Origin of the sequence: Paraburkholderia sp. Cpub6 (assembly GCF_014201065.1) — a bacterium.
Classification (GTDB): domain Bacteria; phylum Pseudomonadota; class Gammaproteobacteria; order Burkholderiales; family Burkholderiaceae; genus Paraburkholderia; species Paraburkholderia tuberum.
Genome location: NZ_JACHDM010000001.1, coordinates 276,824 through 300,388, shown reverse-complemented (window position 1 = coordinate 300,388; position 23,565 = coordinate 276,824). Strand labels below are relative to the sequence as shown.

The 23,565-nt window shown below is 66.1% G+C and carries 16 protein-coding genes; 7 read left to right on the top strand and 9 right to left on the bottom strand.

What is annotated here, in order from left to right; all coding sequences use genetic code 11:
- Positions 1–8: 8 nt before the first annotated feature.
- Entirely contained in the window at positions 9–770 is a 762-nt protein-coding gene (locus HDG33_RS01370; protein WP_184021618.1) for a glycosyltransferase family 2 protein, read from the top strand.
- A 48-nt stretch (positions 771–818) separates the two neighbouring features.
- On the opposite strand, the gene dnaE is transcribed toward HDG33_RS01370, so the two are convergent.
- A complete protein-coding gene (dnaE, locus tag HDG33_RS01365) occupies positions 819–4,385 on the bottom strand; it encodes a DNA polymerase III subunit alpha (protein WP_184021610.1) in 3,567 nt (1,188 codons plus the stop codon).
- A gap of 302 nt (positions 4,386–4,687) precedes the next feature.
- Here dnaE and HDG33_RS01360 point away from each other — a divergent pair, with 302 nt between their 5' ends.
- Positions 4,688–5,551 (top strand): sulfurtransferase, encoded by an 864-nt coding sequence (locus HDG33_RS01360; RefSeq protein ID WP_184021599.1) that lies wholly within the window; start codon positions 4,688–4,690, stop codon positions 5,549–5,551.
- Positions 5,552–5,603: 52 nt separating this feature from the next.
- The gene (gene gluQRS / locus HDG33_RS01355) at positions 5,604–6,494 is read left to right on the top strand and encodes a tRNA glutamyl-Q(34) synthetase GluQRS (protein ID WP_184021594.1); all 891 of its coding nucleotides are present in this window, start codon (positions 5,604–5,606) and stop codon (positions 6,492–6,494) included.
- A 107-nt stretch (positions 6,495–6,601) separates the two neighbouring features.
- Here the strand turns inward: gluQRS and HDG33_RS01350 are convergent, their stop codons facing one another.
- From HDG33_RS01350 to purT, 6 genes are all read right to left on the bottom strand, one after another.
- Positions 6,602–8,068, bottom strand: coding sequence for a DEAD/DEAH box helicase (locus tag HDG33_RS01350; protein ID WP_184021591.1), 1,467 nt, complete (start codon positions 8,066–8,068; stop codon positions 6,602–6,604).
- Positions 8,069–8,442: 374 nt separating this feature from the next.
- Complete coding sequence (locus HDG33_RS01345; RefSeq protein ID WP_184021588.1) at positions 8,443–9,879, bottom strand: aldehyde dehydrogenase family protein; 1,437 nt, start codon at positions 9,877–9,879, stop codon at positions 8,443–8,445.
- 30 nt (positions 9,880–9,909) lie between these two features.
- On the bottom strand, positions 9,910–11,562 hold the full coding sequence (locus HDG33_RS01340) for an acetolactate synthase large subunit (RefSeq protein WP_184021586.1): 1,653 nt from the start codon (positions 11,560–11,562) through the stop codon (positions 9,910–9,912).
- Positions 11,563–11,817: 255 nt separating this feature from the next.
- Positions 11,818–12,201: an MliC family protein gene (locus tag HDG33_RS01335; protein WP_184021563.1), complete on the bottom strand. Its 384-nt coding sequence runs from the start codon at positions 12,199–12,201 to the stop codon at positions 11,818–11,820.
- 125 nt (positions 12,202–12,326) lie between these two features.
- On the bottom strand, positions 12,327–12,539 hold the full coding sequence (locus HDG33_RS01330) for a DUF6726 family protein (RefSeq protein ID WP_090803657.1): 213 nt from the start codon (positions 12,537–12,539) through the stop codon (positions 12,327–12,329).
- Positions 12,540–12,646: 107 nt separating this feature from the next.
- On the bottom strand, positions 12,647–13,861 hold the full coding sequence (purT, locus tag HDG33_RS01325; RefSeq protein ID WP_184021560.1) for a formate-dependent phosphoribosylglycinamide formyltransferase: 1,215 nt from the start codon (positions 13,859–13,861) through the stop codon (positions 12,647–12,649).
- Positions 13,862–14,130: 269 nt separating this feature from the next.
- Here purT and HDG33_RS01320 point away from each other — a divergent pair, with 269 nt between their 5' ends.
- Positions 14,131–14,667: an META domain-containing protein gene (locus HDG33_RS01320; RefSeq protein ID WP_184021557.1), complete on the top strand. Its 537-nt coding sequence runs from the start codon at positions 14,131–14,133 to the stop codon at positions 14,665–14,667.
- Positions 14,668–14,780: 113 nt separating this feature from the next.
- The gene (locus tag HDG33_RS01315; protein WP_184021554.1) at positions 14,781–18,812 is read left to right on the top strand and encodes a DNA translocase FtsK; all 4,032 of its coding nucleotides are present in this window, start codon (positions 14,781–14,783) and stop codon (positions 18,810–18,812) included.
- A 104-nt stretch (positions 18,813–18,916) separates the two neighbouring features.
- Here the strand turns inward: HDG33_RS01315 and HDG33_RS01310 are convergent, their stop codons facing one another.
- Positions 18,917–20,083, bottom strand: coding sequence for a lactonase family protein (locus tag HDG33_RS01310; protein ID WP_184021551.1), 1,167 nt, complete (start codon positions 20,081–20,083; stop codon positions 18,917–18,919).
- A 492-nt stretch (positions 20,084–20,575) separates the two neighbouring features.
- Here HDG33_RS01310 and HDG33_RS01305 point away from each other — a divergent pair, with 492 nt between their 5' ends.
- Complete coding sequence (locus tag HDG33_RS01305) at positions 20,576–20,728, top strand: DUF3096 domain-containing protein (RefSeq protein WP_013088853.1); 153 nt, start codon at positions 20,576–20,578, stop codon at positions 20,726–20,728.
- A gap of 318 nt (positions 20,729–21,046) precedes the next feature.
- On the opposite strand, the gene HDG33_RS01300 is transcribed toward HDG33_RS01305, so the two are convergent.
- A complete protein-coding gene (locus tag HDG33_RS01300) occupies positions 21,047–21,292 on the bottom strand; it encodes a hypothetical protein (protein ID WP_090803648.1) in 246 nt (81 codons plus the stop codon).
- 244 nt (positions 21,293–21,536) lie between these two features.
- Between HDG33_RS01300 and HDG33_RS01295 the strand changes: the two genes are divergently transcribed.
- Positions 21,537–23,426 (top strand): glycoside hydrolase family 15 protein, encoded by a 1,890-nt coding sequence (locus tag HDG33_RS01295; protein ID WP_184021548.1) that lies wholly within the window; start codon positions 21,537–21,539, stop codon positions 23,424–23,426.
- Positions 23,427–23,565: the final 139 nt, after the last annotated feature.

Below are 23,565 nucleotides of genomic sequence, written 5' to 3'. Positions count from 1 at the left end.
ACTCAGGTATGCAAGAAACCACTCTTGGCGTTGCCATCATCACCCGGAACGCAGCGGCGCGGCTGGCCGAATGCCTGCAGGCCGTGGCCTTTGCCGACCAGATCGTCGTGGTCGACGGCGGCAGCACCGACGGCACCGCCGACATTGCTCGCGCGAACGGCGCTCGCGTCATCGAACAGACGGACTGGCCGGGCTTCGGCCCGCAAAAGAACCGCGCGGTCGATGCCCTGACGACAAGCTGGATCCTGTCGCTCGACGCCGACGAAATCGTCACACCGGAACTTGCCGCATCGATTCGCGCGACGCTCGCCGCGCCCGCCGCCGACGTCTATGCGGTGGACCGTCTGTCGAGTTTCTGCGGCCACTGGGTCCATCACAGCGGCTGGTATCCGGACTGGATTCCGCGCCTCTTCAAACGCGGCACCGCGCGCTTCTCCGACGACCTCGTGCACGAGCGCCTCGTGTTCGACACGCCCGCGCAACGCCTGACCGGCAAGCTGATGCACTACTCGTACGAGGACTACGAGGGTGTGCTGCGCAAGCTCGACGCGTATTCGACGGCCGGCGCGCGGCAGCGTTACGAGGCCGGGCAGAAAGGCAGCATTCGACTCGCGCTCGGGCGCGGCCTGTGGGCGTTCGTGCGGACTTATCTGCTGCGGCGCGGTTTTCTGGATGGCCGCACCGGGCTGATGATCGCGCTGTTCAATGCGGAGACGGTGTACTACCGGTTTCTGAAGCTGGCACGCCTGGAAAAAACGGGCGGGCGCTAAAGTTAGCCGGTACACGCGGCACCGGCCCATCCACACCGCGGACCTCGCTCAATACACGATCTCGATCGAGCTTCCCGCAAACTCGCCGCGCAGCGCGGCGAGCAGTTCATCGGTCGGCTTCACGCGCCACGCGTCGCCCAGACGCATTTCGCCTTGCGCATGCTCGCTGCGATAAACGACCTGCACCGCGAGCCCGTTCGGAATCTGCACCGCTTGACGCTGACGGCCGCCATCGCCGCCGAAGCCGCCACGCCCACCGCCATTGCCGCGCGGCGCGGCCGCCGGCGCGGCTGTGGCGGACGGCTCGTCCTTGCCGGCGGTGTGCGCTTCGAGCACCCGGCGCAATGCCTGCGCGTCCGCGTTGCCGTTCATCTGCACCTTCAGCGAGTCCGCGTAACGGCAGCGCGCGCGGCCGAGATCCATCACCGTTTCGACCGTGAAGCGGATGCCGCCCGTGAACGCGTCGTTGCGCGCCTGGCCCTGCACGACCAGCAGCTCGTCTTCCTTGAACAACTGCTTGTGCTCTTCGAAGACCTCGTTGAACACCGTCACTTCGCACTGGCCGGTGCCGTCGTCGAGCAGCGCGATCAGCATCTTGCCGCGCTGGGTCATCTGCGTGCGCAGCGACACGATCACGCCCGCGACCAGCTTGTCGCGCCCTTCCTTCAGCTCGCCGATCTTCTGGCGCACGAAGCGACGCACTTCGTCCTTGTATGCATCGAACAGATGGCCCGACAGGTAGAAACCGAGCGCGGCCTTTTCTTCCTGCAGCTTGCGCTTTTCCGGCCACTCCGGTTCGTCGACGAGTTCGTGGCCTTGCGACGGCGCGTCGCCCATGTCGAACAGCCCGGCTTGCATCGCGTTGGCCGCCGCCTGCTCGGCCGCTTCCATCGCGAGCGACACCGACGCGATCAGCTGCGCGCGGTTCAGATGCAGCGTGTCGAACGCGCCGGCGCGAATCAGCGCCTCGATCGTGCGACGATTGACGATGCGCCGATCGACGCGGTTGCAGAAATCGAAGATGTCGATGAAGCGGCCTTCCTCGCGTGCGCGCAGGATTTCTTCGATCGCGTTCTGGCCGCTGCCCTTGATCGCGCCGAGACCGTAGCGGATCGTGCGCGAGCGCTTGCCGTCGGCTTCGGCGACCGGCTCGAAGCGATACGCGGACAGGTTCACGTCCGGCGGCAGCACGGCCATCCTGTTCGCGAGGCAGTCTTCGAACAGGATCTTGACCTTGTCCGTGTCGTCCATCGCGAGCGACATGTTGGCCGCCATGAATTCGGCCGGATGGTGCGCCTTCAGCCACGCGGTGTAGTACGCAAGCAGCGCGTAGGCGGCCGCGTGCGACTTGTTGAAGCCGTAGCCCGCGAACTTCTCCATCAGGTCGAAGATTTCGTCGGACTTCTCGCGCGTGAGGCCGTTGGTGGCCGCGCCTTCCGCGAAAATTTCGCGGTGCTTGGCCATTTCCTCGGGCTTTTTCTTACCCATCGCGCGACGCAGCAGGTCGGCACCGCCCAGCGAGTAGCCGCCGATGATCTGCGCCATTTGCATCACCTGCTCCTGGTAGACCATGATGCCGTAGGTCTCTTTCAGAACAGGTTCGACGCGCGGGTCCGGATATTCCACCACCTCGCGGCCGTGCTTACGCGCACAGAAGCTCGGGATCAGGTCCATCGGACCCGGGCGGTACAACGCGACGAGCGCGATGATGTCTTCGAAGCGGTCGGGCTGCGCGTCCTTCAGCATGCCCTGCATGCCGCGGCTTTCCAGCTGGAACACGGCGACCGTATTCGCTTTCTTCAGGATCGAGAACGACGCCGGATCGTCGAGCGGCACCTGGGCGAGCGACCAGTCCTGCTTCGACGGATCGAGGCGGCGGATGTAGCGCTCGGCCCAATCCAGAATGGTCAGCGTGGTCAGGCCCAGAAAGTCGAACTTCACGAGGCCGACTGCTTCGACGTCGTCCTTGTCGTACTGGCTGACGACGCCGCTTTCGTCGCCCTGCGTGTACAAGGGGCAGAAATCGGTCAGCTTGCCCGGCGCGATCAGCACGCCGCCCGCGTGCATGCCGACGTTACGCGTCAAGCCTTCGACGCGCTGCGCGAGTTCGAGCAGTTGGTGCACTTCGTCTTCGTTGTCGAAGCGCTCCTGCAACAGCGGCTCTTCCTTCATCGCGTCGGCGATCGTCACGTGCTTGCCCGGCTTGAACGGGATCAACTTCGCGATGCCGTCCGTGAACATGTAGCCGAGATCGAGCACGCGGCCGATGTCGCGCACCGCCGCCTTCGCCGCCATCGTGCCGAACGTCGCGATCTGCGACACCGCGTTCGCGCCGTATTTCTCCTTCACGTACTGGATCACGCGATCGCGGCCGTGCTGGCAGAAGTCGATATCGAAGTCGGGCATCGACACCCGCTCCGGATTCAGGAAACGCTCGAACAGCAGGTTGTAGCGCAGCGGATCGAGATCGGTCACGCCGAGCGCATAGGCGACCAGCGAACCCGCGCCCGAACCCCGGCCCGGCCCGACCGGCACGCCGTTGTTCTTGGCCCAGTTGATGAAGTCCGCGACGATCAGGAAGTAGCCCGGAAAGCCCATCTTGATGATCGTGCCGCATTCGAATTCGAGGCGCTGGTAGTACGTCGGGCGTTGCGCGTCGCGCTCGGCCTCGTCCGGATACAACTGTTCGAGCCGCTTTTCCAGGCCCTCTTTCGACAGCTGCACCAGGTAGTCGTCGAGCGACATGCCGTCGGGCGTCGGAAAGAGCGGCAGCTTCGGCTTGCCGAGTTCGAGCGTCAGATTGCAGCGCTTGGCGATCTGCACCGTGTTCGCTAGCGCCGAAGGAATGTCCGCGAACAGCGTGGCCATTTCCTGTTGCGTGCGGAAATACTGCTCGGCCGTGAAGCGCTTCTGGCGACGCGGATTCGCGAGAATGTCGCCTTCGGAAATACACACGCGCGCTTCGTGCGCGGTGAAGTCGTCCGGCGTCATGAACTGCATCGGGTGCGACGCGACGACCGGCAGTTTCAGCGATGCCGCGAGCGCGACCGCCTGCTGCACGTACTGCTCGCCGCCAGGCTGGCCGTAGCGCTGCAGCTCGATATAGAAGCCGCCTGGGAACACCTTCGCCCAATGCTGCGCGTGGCGCTTCGCCGCCTCTTCGTTGCCGGCCGCCAGCGCGAGACCGATGTCGCCCTGCTGCGCGCCCGACAGCGCGAGCAGCCCTTCGCCCAGACCGGATTCGAGCCAGCCGGCTTCGATTTCCGCGCGGCCGCGATACTGGTTCGTCAGCGAGGCCTTGCTGAGCAATTCGCAGAGGTTCAGGTAACCGCGGCGGTCCTTGACCAGCAGCAGCAGGCGGGAAGGCTTGTCGCGGTCGTCAGGATTGGTGATCCAGACGTCGCAGCCGGCAATGGGTTTGATCCCTTTGCCACGCGCTTCCTGGTAGAAACGGACGAGGCCGAACGCGTTGCCGAGGTCGGTAAGCGCGAGCGCGCCCTGACCGTCTTTGGCCGCCGCCGCGACGATGTCGTCGAGACGCACGATGCCGTCGGCAATCGAGAATTCGGAGTGAACGCGGAGATGAACGAAGCGGGGATCTGACATGGGCGACATTGTAACTCCACCCTTCCGCGGATTTCAGGTCAAAACGGCGCGTTGGCCATCCGGCCAGGACGAGGTCGGAGCGAGCGCTGTTTGCGCTAGCGCAACTCGTTAGCCATTCGGCCAGGTCGGGGAAAATGCCGGGTTGAGGGATAATAGCGGTTTCGCCTCTCTCGACGTGGCCATTTAACCGGCAAACGCGCGGCAAACGCGCGCGAACCCGCGCGTCAAACCCCGGGTCTCATAGGGGCGCAACAGCGGCGGCACATCCCGCCGCCCCTCGCCACGCCGGCCATCTTTACCGCAGAACACACATGAGTATCGTCAATCTCGCCGCGTATCAATTCGCGACCATCGAAGACACCGCCGCCTGGCGCCCGTTCGTCACCGAACGCTGCAATGCGCTCGGCCTGCGCGGCACCATCCTGCTCGCGCCGGAAGGCATCAACCTGTTCATCGCCGGCACGCGCGAGAACACCGACGCATTCATCGACTACATTCGCCACGACGCGCTGTTCGAAGGCAAGTTCGCGAATCTGCAGTTCAAGGAAAGCCTGTCGGACAAGCAGCCCTTCACGCGCATGCTGGTCAAGCTCAAGCGCGAAATCATCACGATGAAAAAGCCGGCGATCCGCCCCGAGCTCGGCCGCGCACCGTTCGTCGACGCGCCGACGCTGAAGAGCTGGCTCGACCGCGGTCACGACGACGAAGGCCGTCCGGTCGTGATGCTCGACACGCGCAACGCGTTCGAAGTCGACGTCGGCACGTTCGACAACGCGCTCGACTATCGGATCACGAAGTTCAGCGAATTCCCCGAGGTAATCGAGAACAACCGTGCCGATCTCCAGGACAAGACAGTGGTGTCGTTCTGCACGGGCGGCATCCGCTGCGAGAAGGCCGCGATCCATATGAAGGAGGTCGGCTTCGAGAACGTGTACCAGCTCGAAGGCGGCATCCTCAAATACTTCGAGGAAGTGGGCGGCGCGCATTATCACGGCGACTGCTTCGTGTTCGACTACCGCACCGCGCTGAATCCGCAACTCGAACCGACCGCGACCGCGCAATGCTTCGGCTGCCGCGCGGTGGTCACGCCCGAGCAACAGCAATCGCCGATGTACGTCGCGGGCAAGACCTGTCCGGCGTGCCATCCGGACAGCAAGGCCGGGTGCGCCGCGTAATGACAGCCGGGGTGCCCCGCGACGCGGGCGCCTCGCCTGTCGCCCCCAAACCATGACCTATCGCGGACGCTTCGCGCCGTCGCCGACCGGCCCGCTGCATTTCGGCTCGCTGGTCAGCGCGCTCGCGAGCTGGCTCGACGCGCGCGCGCAGCGCGGCGCGTGGCTCGTGCGCGTCGAAGATATCGACGGACCGCGCACGATGCCCGGTGCCGCCGAGGACATCCTCGCGACCCTCGAACGCTTCGGCATGCGCGCGGACGAAACGCCGGTCTGGCAAAGCCAGCGCATGGCGCGCTATCAGCACGCGCTGGAGCAGTTGAAATCGGCCGGTCTGGTCTATCCGTGCGGCTGCACGCGCAAGGAAATCGCCGATTCGCTGCTGCACGCGCACGCGCGCAACACGACACTCGCCTACCCCGGCACCTGCCGCACGGGTCTGCATGGCAAGCCGGCGCGCGCGTGGCGCCTGCGCGTACCCGACGGCGAGCCCGCCGTGATCACGTTCGACGACCGCTGGCAGGGTCCGCAGACGCAAAATCTCGCGACCGAGGTCGGCGATTTCGTGCTGCGCCGCGCGGACGATCAGTGGGCATATCAGCTGGCGGTGGTAGTGGACGATGCGGACGCGGGCATCACGCACATCGTGCGCGGCGCGGATCTGATGGATTCGACGGCGCGGCAGATTTATCTGCAGCGTTGTCTGGGTGTGGCAACGCCCGAGTATCTGCATGTGCCGGTCGTCACGAACGAGCACGGCGAGAAACTCAGCAAGCAGAACGGCGCGACCGCGCTCGATAGCGACAAGCCGCTCGAAGCACTAGGCGCGGCGGCACGGCATCTGGGACTGAAGTTGGGAAGCGAGCCGCCCACGACGCTGGAGCAGTTCTACAGCGCCGCGACCGCGGCCTGGGCAAAACGGATGAACATTCGCGCATCCAGATGATGCGCACGCGTGAAGCCTGCTGCGTTTTCCGAGACTTCGAACCGCTCGGCCCCACCGTTTTTACGCTCGAGGCGTTGCACCCCGAGCTCTGAACCCGACAGCCCGTCTTACGACGACGAAGGCGTCTTCCTCGGCATTCCGAAGCCACCGAGCAACGCGGCCAGTTGCCGCTTCGGCGCCGTCTTTTGCGGCGCGGAGTTCGACGCGGCCGTCTCCTCGATCGTGCGCACCGATGCCGGCGACGGCTCGTACGGCTTCAGGAAGAAATCGTCGACCGGTTGCGCGCGATGATGATGCGGACGGTCATACGAACCCGACGCCCCGCCCGTGCGACGGCGGCTGCGCTCGTCGCGCGATTCGCTGCGATCGCGGCGCGGCGGACGGTCCTCGTGATGATGGCGCACCGGCGCCTCGACGGTCAGGCGCTGCAAGTCGAGCGGACGCTTGATCAGCTTCTCGATGTCGGCCAGTTGCTTGCGCTCGTTCGGGCTGCACAGCGACAGCGCGTCGCCCGATGCGCCCGCGCGGCCCGTGCGGCCGATCCGGTGCACGTAGTCTTCGGCGTTGAACGGCAGGTCGAAGTTGATCACGGTCGGCAGTTCGACGATGTCGAGACCGCGTGCGGCGACATCCGTCGCGACAAGCGCCTCGACTTCGCCGCGCTTGAACGCATCGAGCGCCTGCATGCGCTCGCTCTGCGTGCGGTCGCCGTGAATCGCGGTCGCGACCACGCCGTCGCGTTCGAGACTGCGCGCGAGCCGGCTCGCGCCGATCTTGCTGTTGCAGAACACGAGCACCTGCTTCAGGCCACGCTCGCGGATCAGCTGCACGACCGCGCCGGTCTTGTCGCCCTCGGCGACTTCGTAGACGATCTGGGTGACATTGGTCGCGGTCGAGTTGCTGCGCGCCACTTCGATGGTCTGCGGGTTGCGCAGATACGTCGCGGCGAGCTTCTTGATTTCGCCCGAGAACGTCGCGGAAAAGAGCAGCGTCTGGCGCTCTTTCGGCAGCAGGTTCAGGATGCGCTGCAGGTCGGGCAGGAAGCCCATATCGAGCATGCGGTCGGCTTCGTCGAGCACGAGCATCTGCACCTGGCCCAGGTTCGCGGTTTTCTGCTGCACGTGATCGAGCAGACGACCTGGCGTCGCGATCAGGATTTCAACGCCGCGGCGCAGCTGCTCGGACTGCGGATTCATGTCGACGCCACCGAACACGACCGCGCTGCGCAGCGCCGTGTGCTTCGCGTACGCCTGCACATTCGCGGCGACCTGGTCGGCCAGTTCGCGGGTCGGCGTGAGGATCAGCGCGCGGACCGGATGACGCGCCGGCGACGCGCTCGTACTGGCCTGCGGCAGCAGGCGCTGGATGATCGGCAGCGAGAAGCTCGCGGTCTTGCCGGTGCCGGTCTGCGCGGCGCCCATCACGTCACGGCCCGCCAGCACGACCGGGATCGCCTTCGCCTGGATCGGCGTGGGCGACGTGTAGCCCGATTCCTTGATGGCCTTCAGGATGTCGGGCGCGAGGCCGAATTGATCAAAAGTCTCGGTGCTGGGCGTGACGGCTGTGTCGGACATGGTGGCTTTCGCTAAAAAGGCGCGTGGCGCGATGCGCGCGACAGCGGTCGGGACCGCGGAGGGCATCAGGATGAAGGCGGAGCCACGTCGTTCCGCGCGAGACCCGTCTGAGTTCGGATAATGCGGCCGGCTCCGGCTGGCGGAAGCATCCGCCGAAAGCCGAGCATTGTAGCACTTCAGCAAAAACGCTCGTGACGGCTGGCTGGCCGGCGGCTCGCGGCCGTTGCTTCGGTCGCAGCGTAGTGCGCACAGACGACAGTGGCGTGACAGCCGGGCACTTCGGCGGGCGGCGCGCGGCGTTCGTCAGCCGTCCCCGCGCCCGCACTGGCCCCATTGCGAACGGTCGCCCGCCCCCGCTCACGTCAGATCGCCCCTCACCACGTCTCGCGCATCACCATCAGCCGCATCTCGGTCATGTCCTCGATCGCGTAGCGCACGCCCTCGCGCCCGAGCCCCGAATCCTTGACGCCGCCATACGGCATGTTGTCGACGCGAAACGACGGCACGTCGTTGATCACGACGCCGCCCACTTCGAGCGCATCCCACGCGCGATGCGCATGCGCGAGCGAATCGGTGAACACGCCGGCCTGCAGGCCGAAGTCGCTGTCGTTGACCTGCGCGAGCGCCGCCTCGAAATCGTCGAAGCGCTCGAGTATCGCAACCGGTCCGAACGCCTCCTTGCGATACAGATCGGTGTCGCGCTTCACGCCTTCCAGCAGCGTCGCCTCGAACATCGCGCCGTCGACCTTGCCGCCCGCGACGATCTGCGCGCCCGCCTGCACCGCCCCCTCCATCCAGCCAGCGAGCCGCTTCGCTTCCGATTCGGAGATCATCGGCCCGACGAAGGTCTTTTCGTTCTTCGGATCGCCCATCACGAGCGACTTCGTCTTCGCGATCAGCTTCTCGCGCAGCGCGTCGTAGACGCTCGTGTGCGCGAGAATCCGCTGCACGCCGATGCAGCTCTGCCCCGACTGATAGAACGCGCCGAACGCGAGCCGGTCGACCACGTAGTCGAGCTTGCCGCCCTGGTCAGCGTCGACGATCGCCGCCGCGTTGCCGCCCAGCTCCAGAATCACCTTCTTCTTGCCGGCTTTGCGCTTCAACTCCCAGCCGACCGCGGGCGACCCGGTGAACGACAGCAGCTTGAAGCGCTCGTCGGTCGTGAACAGGTCGGCGCCGTCGCGATGCGCGGGCAAAATCGAGAACGCGCCCTTCGGCAGATCGGTTTCCGCGAGAATTTCGCCCATGATCAGCGCGCCGACCGGTGTGCGGCTCGCCGGTTTCAGCACGAACGGCACGCCGGCCGCGATCGCCGGCGCGACCTTGTGGGCGGTCAGGTTCAATGGAAAATTGAACGGCGAGATGAACGAGCACGGCCCGATCGGCACGCGCTTCACATAGCCGTGATACCCGTTCGCGCGCGGCGAAATCTGCAGATTGATGATCTCGCCGTCGATCCGCACGCTCTCCTCCGCGGCGACCTTGAACGTATCGATCAGGCGCGTGACTTCGCCCTTCGAATCGTTGATCGGCTTGCCCGCCTCGATGCACAGCGCGAGCGCGAGTTCGTCGTAGCGCTCGCGAAAGCGCTTGACGCAATGTTCGAGCACCGCCTGGCGCTTGAACGGCGGGTAGGCGCGCATGGCGGGCATCGCATCGACCGCCAGGCCGATCGCCTTGTCGATCGCGGCCGCGTCGGCCATTGCGACGCGCGTGGCGACTTCGCCGCTGAATTTGTCGGTGACTTCGAGATCGGTGTTGGCGGCCACCGGCTCGTTGGCGAGGTAGTACGGATAGGTTTTCTGCAACATGTCGCGTTCTCCTAGATTCGATGCAGAGGCTCAAAGCCGCGCGGACAGCCGCTTGATCTCGCGATTGAGCACGCGCTCGTTGTCCGAATAGTCGATCGGCACGTCGATCACGTGCACGCCGGGCGTCGCGAAGCACTCGCGCAACAGCGGCGCGAACTGCTCGGCCGCCTCGATCCGATGCCCCTGCGCGCCATAACTCTGCGCATAGGCGACGAAATCCGGGTTCGCAAGCGTCATGCCGTAGTCCGGGAAGTTCATGTTCTCCTGCTTCCAACGGATCATGCCGAACGCGTCGTCGCGCAGAATCAGGATCACCAGATCGAGCTTCAGCCGCACCGCCGTTTCGAGCTCCTGCGAGTTCATCATGAAGCCGCCGTCGCCGCACACGGCGATCACCTTGCGCTCCGGATGCACGATCTTGCTCGCGATCGCCGACGGCAGCCCCGCGCCCATCGACGCCAGCGCGTTGTCGAGCAGCAGCGAATTCGGCTCGTGCGCGCGGTAGTAGCGCGCGAACCAGATCTTGTACATGCCGTTATCCAGACACACGATGCCGTCGACCGGCGTGGTCTCGTACACGTCGTTGACGATCCGCACCGGGTACATCGGGAAGCGATCGTCGTGCTGGCCCTTCACCAGATGCGCCTCGAAGTGCTCCTTGATCTCCTTGAAGCGCGCGAAGTCCCAATGCTCCTGACGCGTCTTCAGGCTTTCCTTGAGCTGCCACACCGCGTTGGCGATATCGCCGACCACTTCGATCTGCGGGAAATACACCGGATCGACTTCGGCGCCGAGGAAGTTCACGTGGATCACGGTCTTCTCGCCCGCTTCGCCGCTGCGCATGAAAAACGGCGGCTTTTCGATCACGTCGTGACCGACGTTGATGATGCAGTCCGCGAGCTCGATCGCGCGGTGCACGAAGTCGCCGTCGGACAGCGTCGCGTTGCCGAGCCACATCGGATGCGATTCGTCGATCACGCCCTTGCCCATCTGCGTGGTGAAAAACGGAATGCCGATCTGGTCGACGAACTCGCGCAGCATCTTCGTGGTGGTTTTGCGGTTGCCGCCCGCGCCGATCATCAGCAGCGGATGCTTCGCGGCGGTGATCGCCTCGACCGCGCGCGCGACCGCCTTTTCCTCGGCGACCGGACGGCGGCTGTAGCTCTTCGGAATCGGCTTGCCGTCGCCCTCTTCGTGCGCGACGTCCTCGGGCAATTCGAGGTGGGTGGCGCCCGGGCGTTCCTCCTCGGCGCGGCGCACCGCCTCGCGCACCGTCGCCGGAATATTGCCGATCGACACGATCTGCCGTGTGTACTTGGTGAGCGGCTCCATCATCCGCACCACGTCGACGATCTGGAAGTGCCCCTGCTTGCTCGATTTGATCGGCTTCTGGCCCGTGACCATCAGCATCGGCATCCCGCCCAGCTGCGCGTAGGCGGCCGCGGTCACGAAGTTGGTCGCGCCGGGGCCGAGCGTCGCCAGACATACTCCCGTGCGGCCGGTGAGCCGCCCGTAGGTGGCGGCCATGAAGCCGGCCGCCTGCTCGTGGCGCGTGAGGATCAGACGGATTTTCGAGCGGCGCAGCGACTCCAGCAGATCGAGATTTTCTTCACCGGGGATGCCAAACACATACTCGACACCTTCGGCTTCCAGCGATTTGACGAACAGGTCCGATGCTTTCATTGAGGGTCTCGCTTGATGACTCGGGGAACGGACAATCGAAGACGACAACGACGGCTGCGCGAAACACCGCTCCGCGCGCGCGGCATGGCAAACGGCATGGCGAACGCCATGCCGGACAGCTTACTACTCGAACGGAAACGATGCGCGCGAGCGCACGAGGCGGCGCGGGGGACAGGAAGCCAGGCGCGAGAAGAAGCAGGCGGCGGTCGGGGATGAAGCCGCCGCATGCGGTGCACGTGTGCGCCGATCAGCAAATCAGCGAATCACGGTCACGCAGTCGGAGAGAATCGGCGGCGCGTTCTCGCCGCTCGTCAGGTCGTACAGGTTGGCGCGCGGACCCTTGGTCCACCACGTATAGCTGCCAGCCTGGTACTTCGCACCGGACGCCGAGATCGTGTTGACGAACAGCATCGACGCGCCTTTCACCGGCAGCACGGCGAAGCTCTGGCCGTTCTGCGCGTTCCAGTAGGTGACTTGCAGGATCTTGCCGGTCGCGCAGGTGTATTTGCGCGTCTGATGGTTCTTGCCCTCGAAGTGCTTGAATTGCAATGGCGCGGCCGATGCGCCGCCGGAAGATGCCGCCAGCCAGGCCACCGTCCATGCTGCTGTCGTGAGGATTGCAACACGCCATGTCTTCATCGAACACCTCGATTGTTGCGGGGGTCAGGCAGGGAGGGCAACACCGGCCGCGACGCCGGTCACAGCCGAGTCACGGCCGAGTCACAGGCAGCTCATGGGCGATTCACGGACAGCTCAACGACGCTTCAAGGATCGATCACGCCGGCACACGCGTCGGTCGGCGCAGCGGCGACGTGGCCGACCACCGGCACGATCTTCAGTCCCGCCGAAGCGATCCGGCACGGCGCAGCCGCGAGCCCGCAGCCGCTGATGCCGGCGCACAGCGCGAACGCCACGCCGAGTGCGCCGACCCGGCGAAGCGCGCCGCGCCATGGATTGCTGCGAGATTCAAGCGCCATACGATCCTCTACTCCGATCTCTTTGCTTCGATAAGCCAGAAACGAATGCGGTGGGCTCTTTCGTGTGCGTCCCGCACACTTTTGCGCCGCGCCTCGCCGCCTGCCCGTTACTTCGCCGACACCGGCCGCACCGCGGCCGCCGCCTGGCTGGCACGCGAGCGCGCTTCCCCGATGTTCTCGCCGGTCGCGAGCGCGACGCCCATGCGACGTTTGACGAAGCTTTCCGGCTTTCCGAACAGGCGCAGATCCGCATTGGGCACCGCAAGTGCGGCCGCGACGCCTTCGAACGCGATGCCGGCCTCGTCGCGACCGCCGTAGATCACCGCCGACGCGCCCGCCGCACGCAGCGACGTATCGACCGGCAGGCCGAGGATCGCGCGCGCATGCAGTTCGAACTCCGAGAAGCGCTGCGAGCACAGCGTGACGAGCCCCGTGTCGTGCGGACGCGGGCTGACTTCCGAAAACCATACGTCGTCGCCGCGCACGAAAAGTTCCACGCCAAACAGGCCGCGGCCGCCGAGCGCCGCCGTCACCTTGTGCGCGATCTCGCGCGAACGCTCGAGCGCGCGCGGGCTCATCGGCTGCGGCTGCCACGATTCGACATAGTCGCCCGCGACCTGCACGTGGCCGATCGGATCGCAGAAATACGTGCCGACCGCGCCGCTCGCCGGGTCGATCGCGCGCACGGTGAGCTGCGTGATTTCGTATTCGAAGTCGATGAAACCCTCGACGATCACGCGCCCGAAATTCACGCGGCCGCCCGCCATCGCGTACTGCCAGGCGGCTTCGACGTCGGCGTCGCTGCGCAGCACCGACTGCCCCTTGCCCGACGACGACATCACCGGTTTCACGACGCACGGATAGCCGACCTTCGCGATGCCCGCGCGCAGCTCGTCGAGCGAATCGGCGAATGCGTACGGCGAGGTCGGTAGACCAAGCTCTTCCGCAGCGAGGCGGCGGATGCCTTCGCGGTTCATCGTCAGTTGGGTGGCACGCGCGGTCGGGATCACCTCGGCGAGCGCCTCGGTTTCAATCGCGGCGAGCTCGTCGGTGGCGATCGCCTCGATTTCGGGGACGATCAGATGCGGGCGCTCCTGCTCGACCAGCGCGCGCAGCGCGGCGCGGTCGGTCATGTCGATCACATGCGCGCGATGCGCGACCTGATGGCCCGGCGCGTTCGGGTAACGGTCGACGGCGATCACTTCGACGCCCAGCCGTTGCAGCGCGATGATCACTTCCTTGCCGAGCTCGCCGGCGCCGAGCAGCATCACGCGCGTCGCGGATTCAGAAAGGGGCGTGCCGATCCGTTGGCCGATCTGCATGGGAACTCCAGATAAAAGTCGGGATGAGGGTGGGATTGGATAGACCGCGATGTTAACATGCGGGCCCCTTGCCGCGCGGCGCTCAGGGTGCGCTTTGGGTGCGCTTTGGGTGCGCTTTGGGTGCGCTCGCGAGGCCGTGGGGGTCGAGCGGAACCGTGCCGCCGCGTCGACGTTCGCAGCCGCGATCACGTCACCGCGAGCATCGCTCGCGCACGACAAGCTTAGTACGTTACCCTTACGCCTTCGCCAGTTTGAACAGGAACGACGCCATGCTCATCCGCTCCCGCCCGCGACCTCTTGCGCGCATCATTCCGTGCCTGCGCACGGCCGTCGCCGCGTTGAGCATCGCCGCGCTGCTCGGTGCCTGCGCGATCCCGAAGCATCCGGACTCGTCGGCGCCGCCGCCTGATCCGTTCAATCCCGCCGCCGCGCAACTGCTCGACGACACCAGTTGGGTGCTGAGCTCGTGGAAGAACGCCGACGGCACGGCGCGCGCGGTGCCGTCGAAGGATCAGAAACCGCTCACGCTGACGTTGTCGACCGAAGGCGGCCGGCGTCACGCGAGCGGCTTTTCCGGCTGCAACCGCTTCATGGGTTCGTACATGCTGAAGGACGGCAAGCTGAGCTTCGGTTCCCTCGCCGGCACACGCATGGCGTGCGTCTCGCCCGGCGGCGACATCGAGAAGCCGTTCCTCGATGCGCTCGAGCGGATCGATCGCACCGGCGTGCAGATGCGAGCGCCGCAGCAGATGCAGCTGATCCTCGACAACGGCGACACCCTGATGTTCGATCGCAGCGACAAGTGATGCGAGTTTGCGCCGCGTTCGGGATTCGCGCCGGCCTTCGAAGCCGCGCGCTGCGCCGTTTAAACTCGACGGATTGCGCTTCTCGCGCGCTCCGTCATTCGTAGATGTCTGGTATGCACACGGTAGTTTTCGGCTGGTTCGGCGGGTCGGCCGTCTGGTTCATTCCTCTTTTGTGGCGCCTCGTGAAGTCGATGCTGCCGGGCGGCGCGGGTCTGCGCGGCCCCGGCACGATCCGGCTGTGGCTCGGTTTCGTCTGCGTGCTGATCGCGAGTTGCACGCTCGAGGGCTCGCTGATCGGCATTGCCGGCATCAATGGTTTCGGTCATGCGCTCGCCGCGGGGCTTGGACATCTGCTCGGCCATGTCGGCACGCCGCTCGCGGCGCTCGCGCTGCTCGTGATCAGCCTGCCGTGGCTCGTCGACTTCCGCTGGAGCGACGTCGCCGTTTGGGCCGACGGCGCGTTCGGCCTCGGTCTGTCGCGGGGACTCGCGAAGCGCGACGAGGATGCGCGCCGCCACCGCAGCGTCGACGACGGCGCGCCGTCGCATCTGTCGCCTGCTACCAACACGATGGCGCCGCGCAATAGCAAGGGTCGCTACGCGCGGCCGACGGTGTGGCGTCCGCCCGCGAGCGGGCGCGGCGCGGGCTCCGCCGCTGCTGCCGGCACCGCGGCGGCTGGCATCGCGGGTAGCAAGGACGCTTCCGCCCGTGGCGCCGGCGCAAGCTGGCGAGCCGATGCGGCCGCCGACGCGGCGCGCGGGCCGGTCAAGCAGACCGAGCCGGTGCTACGCACGGGGTCGAGCGCGGCGACGTCGACGGCAACGCAGGCGCTGCATGCGGACAAGGCTGCGGACAGATCCGCCGCACCATTCGTGCCGACCGAGCCGGTCGCGCCGGCCGGCTGGCTGCGCACCACGGAGCCGCGCGCGGCGACGGCGGCGGCATCGCTGGGTGCGGCGGGTGCATCGGCCGCATCGGGCATGTCGGCTCGTGATGGTGCTGCGCAGGTCGGGCGGCGCTCAGTCGGAGATCAGCGTGCGGCTGCATCGTTCGGCTCCAGTGCCGCGTTGGCGGCGACGGCCGCCAACGCGGCCGGCGTGTCGGCGCGAGCGGCACAGGCGATGGCGGGCCGCGCCGCCGCCTCGGGCGCCGGTATCGGCATCACAGCGGGATCGTTGAATGCCGCGGGCCGCGCAAGCCGCCCGTCGTCGCTGTCACGTCCGGCCGACGGCAGCGCGACGCCGCGTCAACCGTTCCCGGCCGCTTCGCGCGCCAACGGCGTGACCTCGCCGTCGACCGTGCACCGGCATACACCGAACTTCACGCGAACGATGACGAACGCGTCGACGGTCGCGCCGCCCGCGAGCGTCGAGGAAACGCTGCGCAGCATCGCGGAAAACGCCGCGCGCTGGACCGACATGGCCGGCGTGAGTCTGGCGCGCAGCCGTGGCGCCGATAGCGCGAAGATTGACGATGCAGAGCGTGCGTCGACGACGTTCGATGTGCCACCGGCGCAGCGGGACGTGCTACCTGTCGAAAACGGCGAGACGGTTGCGGCGCCGCAGGCGCAGAGCGTGGAGAGTTCGGCGCGGATGGTGTCGCCGGCGCAGTCGCAGCAAGAAACCGCATCGGTCGAGATGCCGGCTGAGCGTGCGGTGGCCGAGTCCGAGACGTCGGTCGAGGGCGGCAACGAAGCGGTTGCGCAATGGCCGACCGAACCGCCCGTCATTCATGCGCCGCTTACGGTTGCGCCGCAGACGACGACTGCAATCGAGTCGGTGGCCGCCGTGGCTGCTGCGGCTGTCGAATCCGCGGTTGTCGAGCCATCGGCATCCGCTGTGGCTGAGTCTGCCGCCACCGAACCCGCCGCAAGCGCGCCGCAACATGAGTCGCCGACGGCGACGCCATTCGAGCGCTTCGCAGCCAGCCTACGGGACGATGCTTCGCAAGAAGACGCACCGGCGGTCCAAAACGATTCGACGCAGACAGCAACAAACACCAGCGTCCCGGCATCGCAGAGGGAGGAATCCGCGCGAACCGTCGAACCGGCCACCGCCGACACCGCGACGCCTCCGCAAGCGCTGGCTCCGGCAGCCGAAATCGTTATCCACGAGACGCTCGTGCCTTGGGAGAGCAAGCTCGGCCCCGCCGCGGCTCAACGCGCGGCCGCGTCAGCGGACTCGCCGCAGACGGAGGCCGCGGCGCCGTCGAGCGCAAGCGTGCCGCCGTGGTCCGGCGCGACGGTCTCGGAACTCGCCAGCGAACGTGCGCAGTCAGGTGAGCCCGCGACGTCGCACGCCCCTGCCCTGCCCGCTGTGAACGAGCCCGCGAACACCCCCGCAAACGACTCGCCGTCGTCGACTTCGACGAGTGCGGCGAACCTCGCTATGCCGGCAACCGCACCGGCCGTCGTCTCGAACGTAGTCCTCCCGGGCTTCGCCGCGCCGGCGACCAGCATCGAGCCTTCGGTCGGCGCAAGCGCAACGCCTGTCGCGAACACGCCGGCCGCAGAACCTTCGCCCGCACCGTCGTCTTCACCCGCGCTAACACCGCAACCGCAGGCCCAATCCGCCGACCAACCCCCTACCGAGCCCGCCGGCCGCCCGCCGCTGCGCGGCCACGCGCCGGTCAACGGCTTCGAGTTCCACGCGCCCGCCGCATCGATGGTCGAACTGCCGACGCTCGATCTGCTCGCCCCCGCCGATGCCGACATTGAACCGATCCCGGATGAAAAGCTCCGCGAAACCGGCCTGCTGATCGAGCAGCGCCTGCAGGAATTCAAGGTGCCGGTGACGGTGGTCGGCGCATCGGCGGGTCCGGTCATCACACGCTTCGAAGTCGAACCGGCGCTCGGCGTGCGCGGCAGCCAGATCGTCGGTCTGATGAAGGACCTGTCGCGCGGTCTCGGTCTCACGTCGATCCGCGTGGTCGAAACGATTCCGGGCAAGACCTGCATGGGCCTCGAACTGCCGAACGCGAAGCGCCAAACGATCCGCCTCTCGGAAATTCTCGAGGCGAGCGTCTACCAGAACTCGCACTCGCGACTCACGCTTGCGATGGGCAAGGACATCACCGGCCATCCCGTCGTCGCCGATCTCGCGAAGGCGCCGCACATGCTGGTGGCCGGCACGACCGGCTCGGGCAAATCGGTCGCGATCAACGCGATGATCTGCTCGCTGCTGTTCAAGGCGACGCCAGAGGAAGTGCGCCTGATCATGATCGACCCGAAGATGCTCGAACTTTCGGTTTACGAAGGGATTCCGCATCTGCTCGCGCCGGTCGTCACCGACATGAAGCTCGCGGCCAATGCGCTGAACTGGTGCGTCGGCGAAATGGAAAAGCGCTACCGGCTGATGTCGGCCGTCGGCGTGCGCAATCTCGCCGGCTTCAACCAGAAGATCCGCGACACCGAGGCGAAGGGCAAGAAGCTCGGCAACCCGTTCTCGCTGACGCCCGATGCGCCCGAGCCGCTGGCGCCGCTGCCGCTGATCGTCGTCGTCATCGACGAGCTCGCCGACCTGATGATGGTCGCGGGCAAGAAGATCGAGGAGCTGATCGCGCGCCTCGCGCAGAAGGCGCGTGCGGCCGGCATCCACCTGATCCTCGCGACGCAGCGGCCGTCCGTCGACGTCATCACCGGTCTCATCAAGGCGAACATTCCGACGCGCGTCGCGTTCCAGGTGTCGTCGAAGATCGACTCGCGCACGATTCTCGACCAGATGGGCGCCGAGTCGCTGCTCGGCCAGGGCGACATGCTGTTCCTGCCGCCGGGCACCGGCTACCCGCAGCGCGTGCACGGCGCGTTCGTCGCCGACGAGGAAGTGCATGCGATCGTCGAATATCTGAAGCAGTTCGGCGAGCCACAATACGAGGAAGGCATTCTCGACGGCCCGGCCGCCGATGGCGGCGCGGCCCAGGACCTGTTCGGCGAAGCGCCGGATGCGGAAGCCGATCCGCTGTACGACGAAGCGGTCGCGTTCGTCGTACGCACGCGCCGCGCGTCGATCTCGTCGGTGCAGCGGCAGTTGCGCATCGGCTATAACCGCGCGGCGCGGCTCGTCGAGCAGATGGAGACGGCCGGCCTCGTGTCGGCGATGAGCATCAACGGCAGCCGCGAAGTGCTGGCGCCGGGGCCGGCGGAATGAGCGCCCGGTGAATCGCTAAGCGGGTCGGCGATGATCCGGAAGAAAAAACGGACAGCCTCAGGATGTGAGCTGTCCGTTTTTCATTTACCCGCGCGTGCCGCGCATCACGACGGTGATACCAGCTTGAAGTCGACCGGCGAGCCGAGATCGAAATGCTGCTTCGGATTCGGATCGAGCAGCCCCGTCTGCGGATCGCGCTTGAACACATAGACCGTGTCGCTCAGCTGATTGCCGACGATCAGCCAGTTGCCGGTCGGATCGATGGTGAACTCGCGCGGCGATTTGCCGAGGCTCGACTGCCGGCCGATCTGCTTCAGGTGTCCAGTGGCGGGATCGACCGAGAAGATCACGATCTCGTTCGCGTCGCCGCGATTGGACGCATACACGAAGCGTCCGTCCGGCGACATATGGATCGCCGCGGCGCCCACCTTCCCCTTGAAGTCAGGCTCGCTCAATGGCAGTGTCTGCACGAGCTTCAGCCTGCCGTCGTGGTAGTCGAACGTGCTGACGGTCGCCGCGAGTTCGCTCGTCAGATACGCGTGCTTGCCGTCCGCGCCAAAGATCAGATGGCGCGGACCCGTGCCGGCCTTCTGCTGCGTGTAGCCCCAGTCCGTCGCGATGAATGGACCCGCGCCGGCGCTGCTCTGCGGCGCGTAGCGGTACGAGTACAGCTTGTCGGCGCCGAGGTCCTGCGCGAACAGATAGCGGCCGTCAGGCGAGAACACGGTCGAATGCACGTGCGAGTTGTCCTGCCGCCCTTTCACCGGACCGCCGCCCTCGTGATGCACGGTCTGCACCGAGGTGCCGACCTGGCCGTTCGCCTGCAGCGGAAACACCGCGAAACTGCCGCCCGGATCGGGCGCGACCGAATAGTTCGCGCTCAGCAGATACTTGCCGTCCGCCGAGATGCTCAGATAGCACGGATCATTGCCGTCCGACGACACCTTGTTCAGAAACGTCAGCTGCCCGCGCGCGGCATCGAAGCCGAACGCGCTGATGCCGCCGCGCTGCGTGGCCGGGCCGTTGTCACCGGGCAGTTCGTTGACCGAATAGACGAAGCGGCGGTCGCGGCTCACGACCAGAAACGACGGGTTGACCGTCTGCGCGACCGACACCTGGGTCGCCGCGCCCGTCTTCGTATCGAAGCGAAAGACGTAGATGCCCTCGCTCTTGCCGCTGGTGTAAGTACCGACCAGCATCGTATAGACGCCGTCCGCGGGGACCGGGCCAGAATCTTGCGCAGACGCGTGCGAAGCAACAATCGAAACCATGAGCGCGAAACCCCTTATTATCGAGCGGGCGGCCCGCAACGGCACTGGCCGCGTTGCGCGCCGGGCGGTGCTTTCCGCCGTGCAATCCGCGGCAGATGGAGCGGCGCGGTCAGCGCCACGCGGACGGGAACCCTGAAATGCAACACCGGCAAGAACAGAAGTAAAAACGGAAGTCGGAACTGGGCGCACGGCAACACGCCCGACGGCACGGCGACTGTGAAGCATGAGACCTCCTCGACATCGGTTGTCCGGTACGGGCTCGCGTATGAGCCGGGGTACGAGCGGTTGTAACGGTGTCTGGTCTGCCGCGCCGCGAATCGAGCGTCGTTCCACGTTGTTGTTGTCGAAGTCAGTATAAGAGCGTCAGGTGGGATCATGCAGTGAATCCACCGCTGCGGCACGGTCTGCGCCAGCGGCTTGGGTCCCGCGCGGCGGGACGTTTTTCAATCGTTTTCTCAATCGCGCATCACGCGTCTCAACCACGGAGTCTCCATGAACGTCACTCTCAGCCTCGGCCCGCTCGTTTCGCTGATCGCCGGCATCCTGATCCTGATCATGCCGCGCCTGTTGAACTACATCGTCGCGCTTTACCTGATCATCATCGGCATCATCGGGATCTTCGGCGTGGGCTCGTCGCATCTGTGAGCGACAGGCGCCGCGACGCCGGGCGTGAGATTTGCGTCCGGTATCGAGGTGGTTTCGCACGAAGGGAAGGTTCGCTGGGTGCCAGCGCCACTCGCCCGTGTGAGAGCGCGGCAAATGTCACGCCGTGATATATGCGGGAAGCGGGCATCGCGCGCAAGATGGACGCGCGCGACCGCCCGCGCCACGCGAACGATCGACCTGACGCGACGCGGCGTGAAGATACGGATAGGAAATGCGAAGGCGCGGTACGGAGGGATGCGGCGAATGGCCGGCGCGGATACGCCAGGAACCTGCGCTACGAACGCTCGGCCCTACCGCTCAACCGTTCGCCAGCTGTTCGAGCCGCAGGCGCCCCTGCAACGACAGCGCGCCGACCGCATAATGATCGGCATCCTGCTGATAGCGCCGGAAGCAGGCCCGCTCGACCAGGAAGGAGGCGGCAGCCAGCATGCCGTTGCGGCTCAGGCCGAGCCGGCCGTGATCGAGTGGCAACATGGAGTCGCCGGCAAGCTGGCTGGCGGCCGAGAGAATCGTGATGCAATCGGATTTCGAAGGGTTCAGCATGGCTTTCGTCCTCGGAAACGGCGTCTGCAACCGCCATGAGCAAGGCCGATTCGCAGTCCGGCAGGTCGCCGGACATCGGCATGAAATTTGATTGTATGCATGGATTTGACAATTTTCCAACCCGCGTTTTGCCGCACTGTGCGGTGAACCAAACACTGCCGATCGTGGTCCGGTAATAACACCCACTCGAAGCGCGGCTGCTGTCGCCGTCCGTAATAACGACTCGTTTTCCGACACGCTTTCCATGCCTGCACACATCGAAGACTACGCACTCATCGGCGATGGCCATACCGCCGCGCTCATCTCCCGCGAGGGTTCCGTCGACTGGCTCTGCTGGCCGCGCTTCGACTCGGGCGCCTGCTTCGCCGCGCTGCTCGGCTCGCCCGACAACGGCCGTTGGCTAATCGCCCCCGCTACCGACGGCGAGCACGGCGCGCCCACCATCACGCGGCGCTATCGCGGCGAAACGCTGATCCTCGAAACCGACTTCGAAACGCCCGACGGCGCCGTCACGCTGATCGATTTCATGCCGCCCGGCAACGGCTGGTCGGAGCTGATCCGCATCGTCGTCGGCAAGCGCGGCACCGTGCGCATGAAGATGGAACTCGTGCTGCGCTTCGACTACGGCTTCTCGATTCCGTGGGTCGACAAGCTCAAGCACGACAGCGGCATCAAGGCGATCGTCGGCCCCGACAACGCGGTGCTGCGCACGCCGGTCGAGTTGCATGGCGAAGACATGAAGACCGTCGCGGAATTCACGGTAACCGAGGGCGAGCGCGTGCCGTTCTCGCTCGCGTACGGGGCGTCGCATCTGCGCATTCCGCCCGCGCGCGATCCGCACACGTCGCTCGCGCGCACCGAGAACCACTGGCTCGAATGGGCGGCGCGCGGCACCGTCGAAGGACGCTGGGCCGGGCCGATCCGCCGCTCGCTGATCACGCTGCGCGCGCTCGCCTACGAGCCGACCGGCGGCATCGTCGCGGCGCCCACCACGTCGCTGCCCGAGCGGCTCGGCGGCACGCGCAACTGGGACTACCGCTACTGCTGGCTGCGCGACGCGACCATCACGCTGCTCGCGATGATGCGCGGCGGCTACTACGACGAAGCGCGCGCCTGGCGCAGCTGGCTCGGCCGCGTGATGGCGGGCGCGCCGGACCAGTTGCAGATCATGTACGGCATCGGCGGCGAGCGGCGCCTGCCCGAATCCGAAATCGACTGGCTGCCCGGCTACGAGGGCGCGAAACCGGTGCGCATCGGCAACAACGCGGTCGGGCAGCGTCAGCTCGACGTTTACGGCGAGGTGATGAACGCGCTGCATCTGGCGCGCGTCGGCGGCCTGCAGGCGGACGTCACCGCGTGGAGCGTGCAGCGCGCGATGCTCGAGCACCTGAGCACGATCTGGCGCGAACCCGACGAAGGCATCTGGGAGACGCGCGGCGGCCCCGAGCATTTCACGTTCTCGAAGGTGATGGCGTGGGTCGCGTTCGACCGCGCGATCCGCTCGGCCGAAATGTTCAAGCTCGACGGCCCCCTCGACGAATGGCGCGCGACGCGCGACACGATCCACGCCGAGGTCTGCGAGAAGGCGTGGAATCCGCAGCTCAACGCGTTCTCGCAGTACTACGGCAGCGATCAGCTCGACGCGAGCGTGCTTCTGATGCCGCTGGTCGCGTTCCTGCCGCCGCAGGATCCGCGCATCAAGGGCACGGTCGAGGCGATCGAGCGGGACCTGATGCACGGCGGCTTCGTGCTGCGCTACCGCACCACGGAATACGACGACGGCTTGCCACCGGGGGAAGGCACCTTTCTTGCGTGTTCGTTCTGGATGGTGGATAACCTTGCGCTGCAGGGACGCGTGCAGGAAGCAATCGAGATGTACGAGCGGCTGCTCGCGCTGTGCAACGACGTCGGCCTGCTGTCCGAGGAGTACGACCCGGTCGATAAACGTCTCGTCGGCAATTTTCCGCAGGCGTTCTCCCACGTGGCGCTCGTGCACACCGGACTGAACCTGATGAAGCACGAGCAGGAGATGGCGCAGGCGACCGGCCATCCGGCGCATAACGGCATCCGCGCGAGGGAGCTTGAGGATCAGGCAAGCCCTGATAGCGGCGGAGCAGCATCGCCATTAGCATGACGCAGTGACAATTTGCGTACACTGAATGCGAATATTGTTGCATTGCACAAATCTGCCTTGTTCGATATTATCGATATGACTGTCGGCCGACAATAATGTGCCTACAACCACAATGGCCCGCCGCAACGCCTCATGCGTG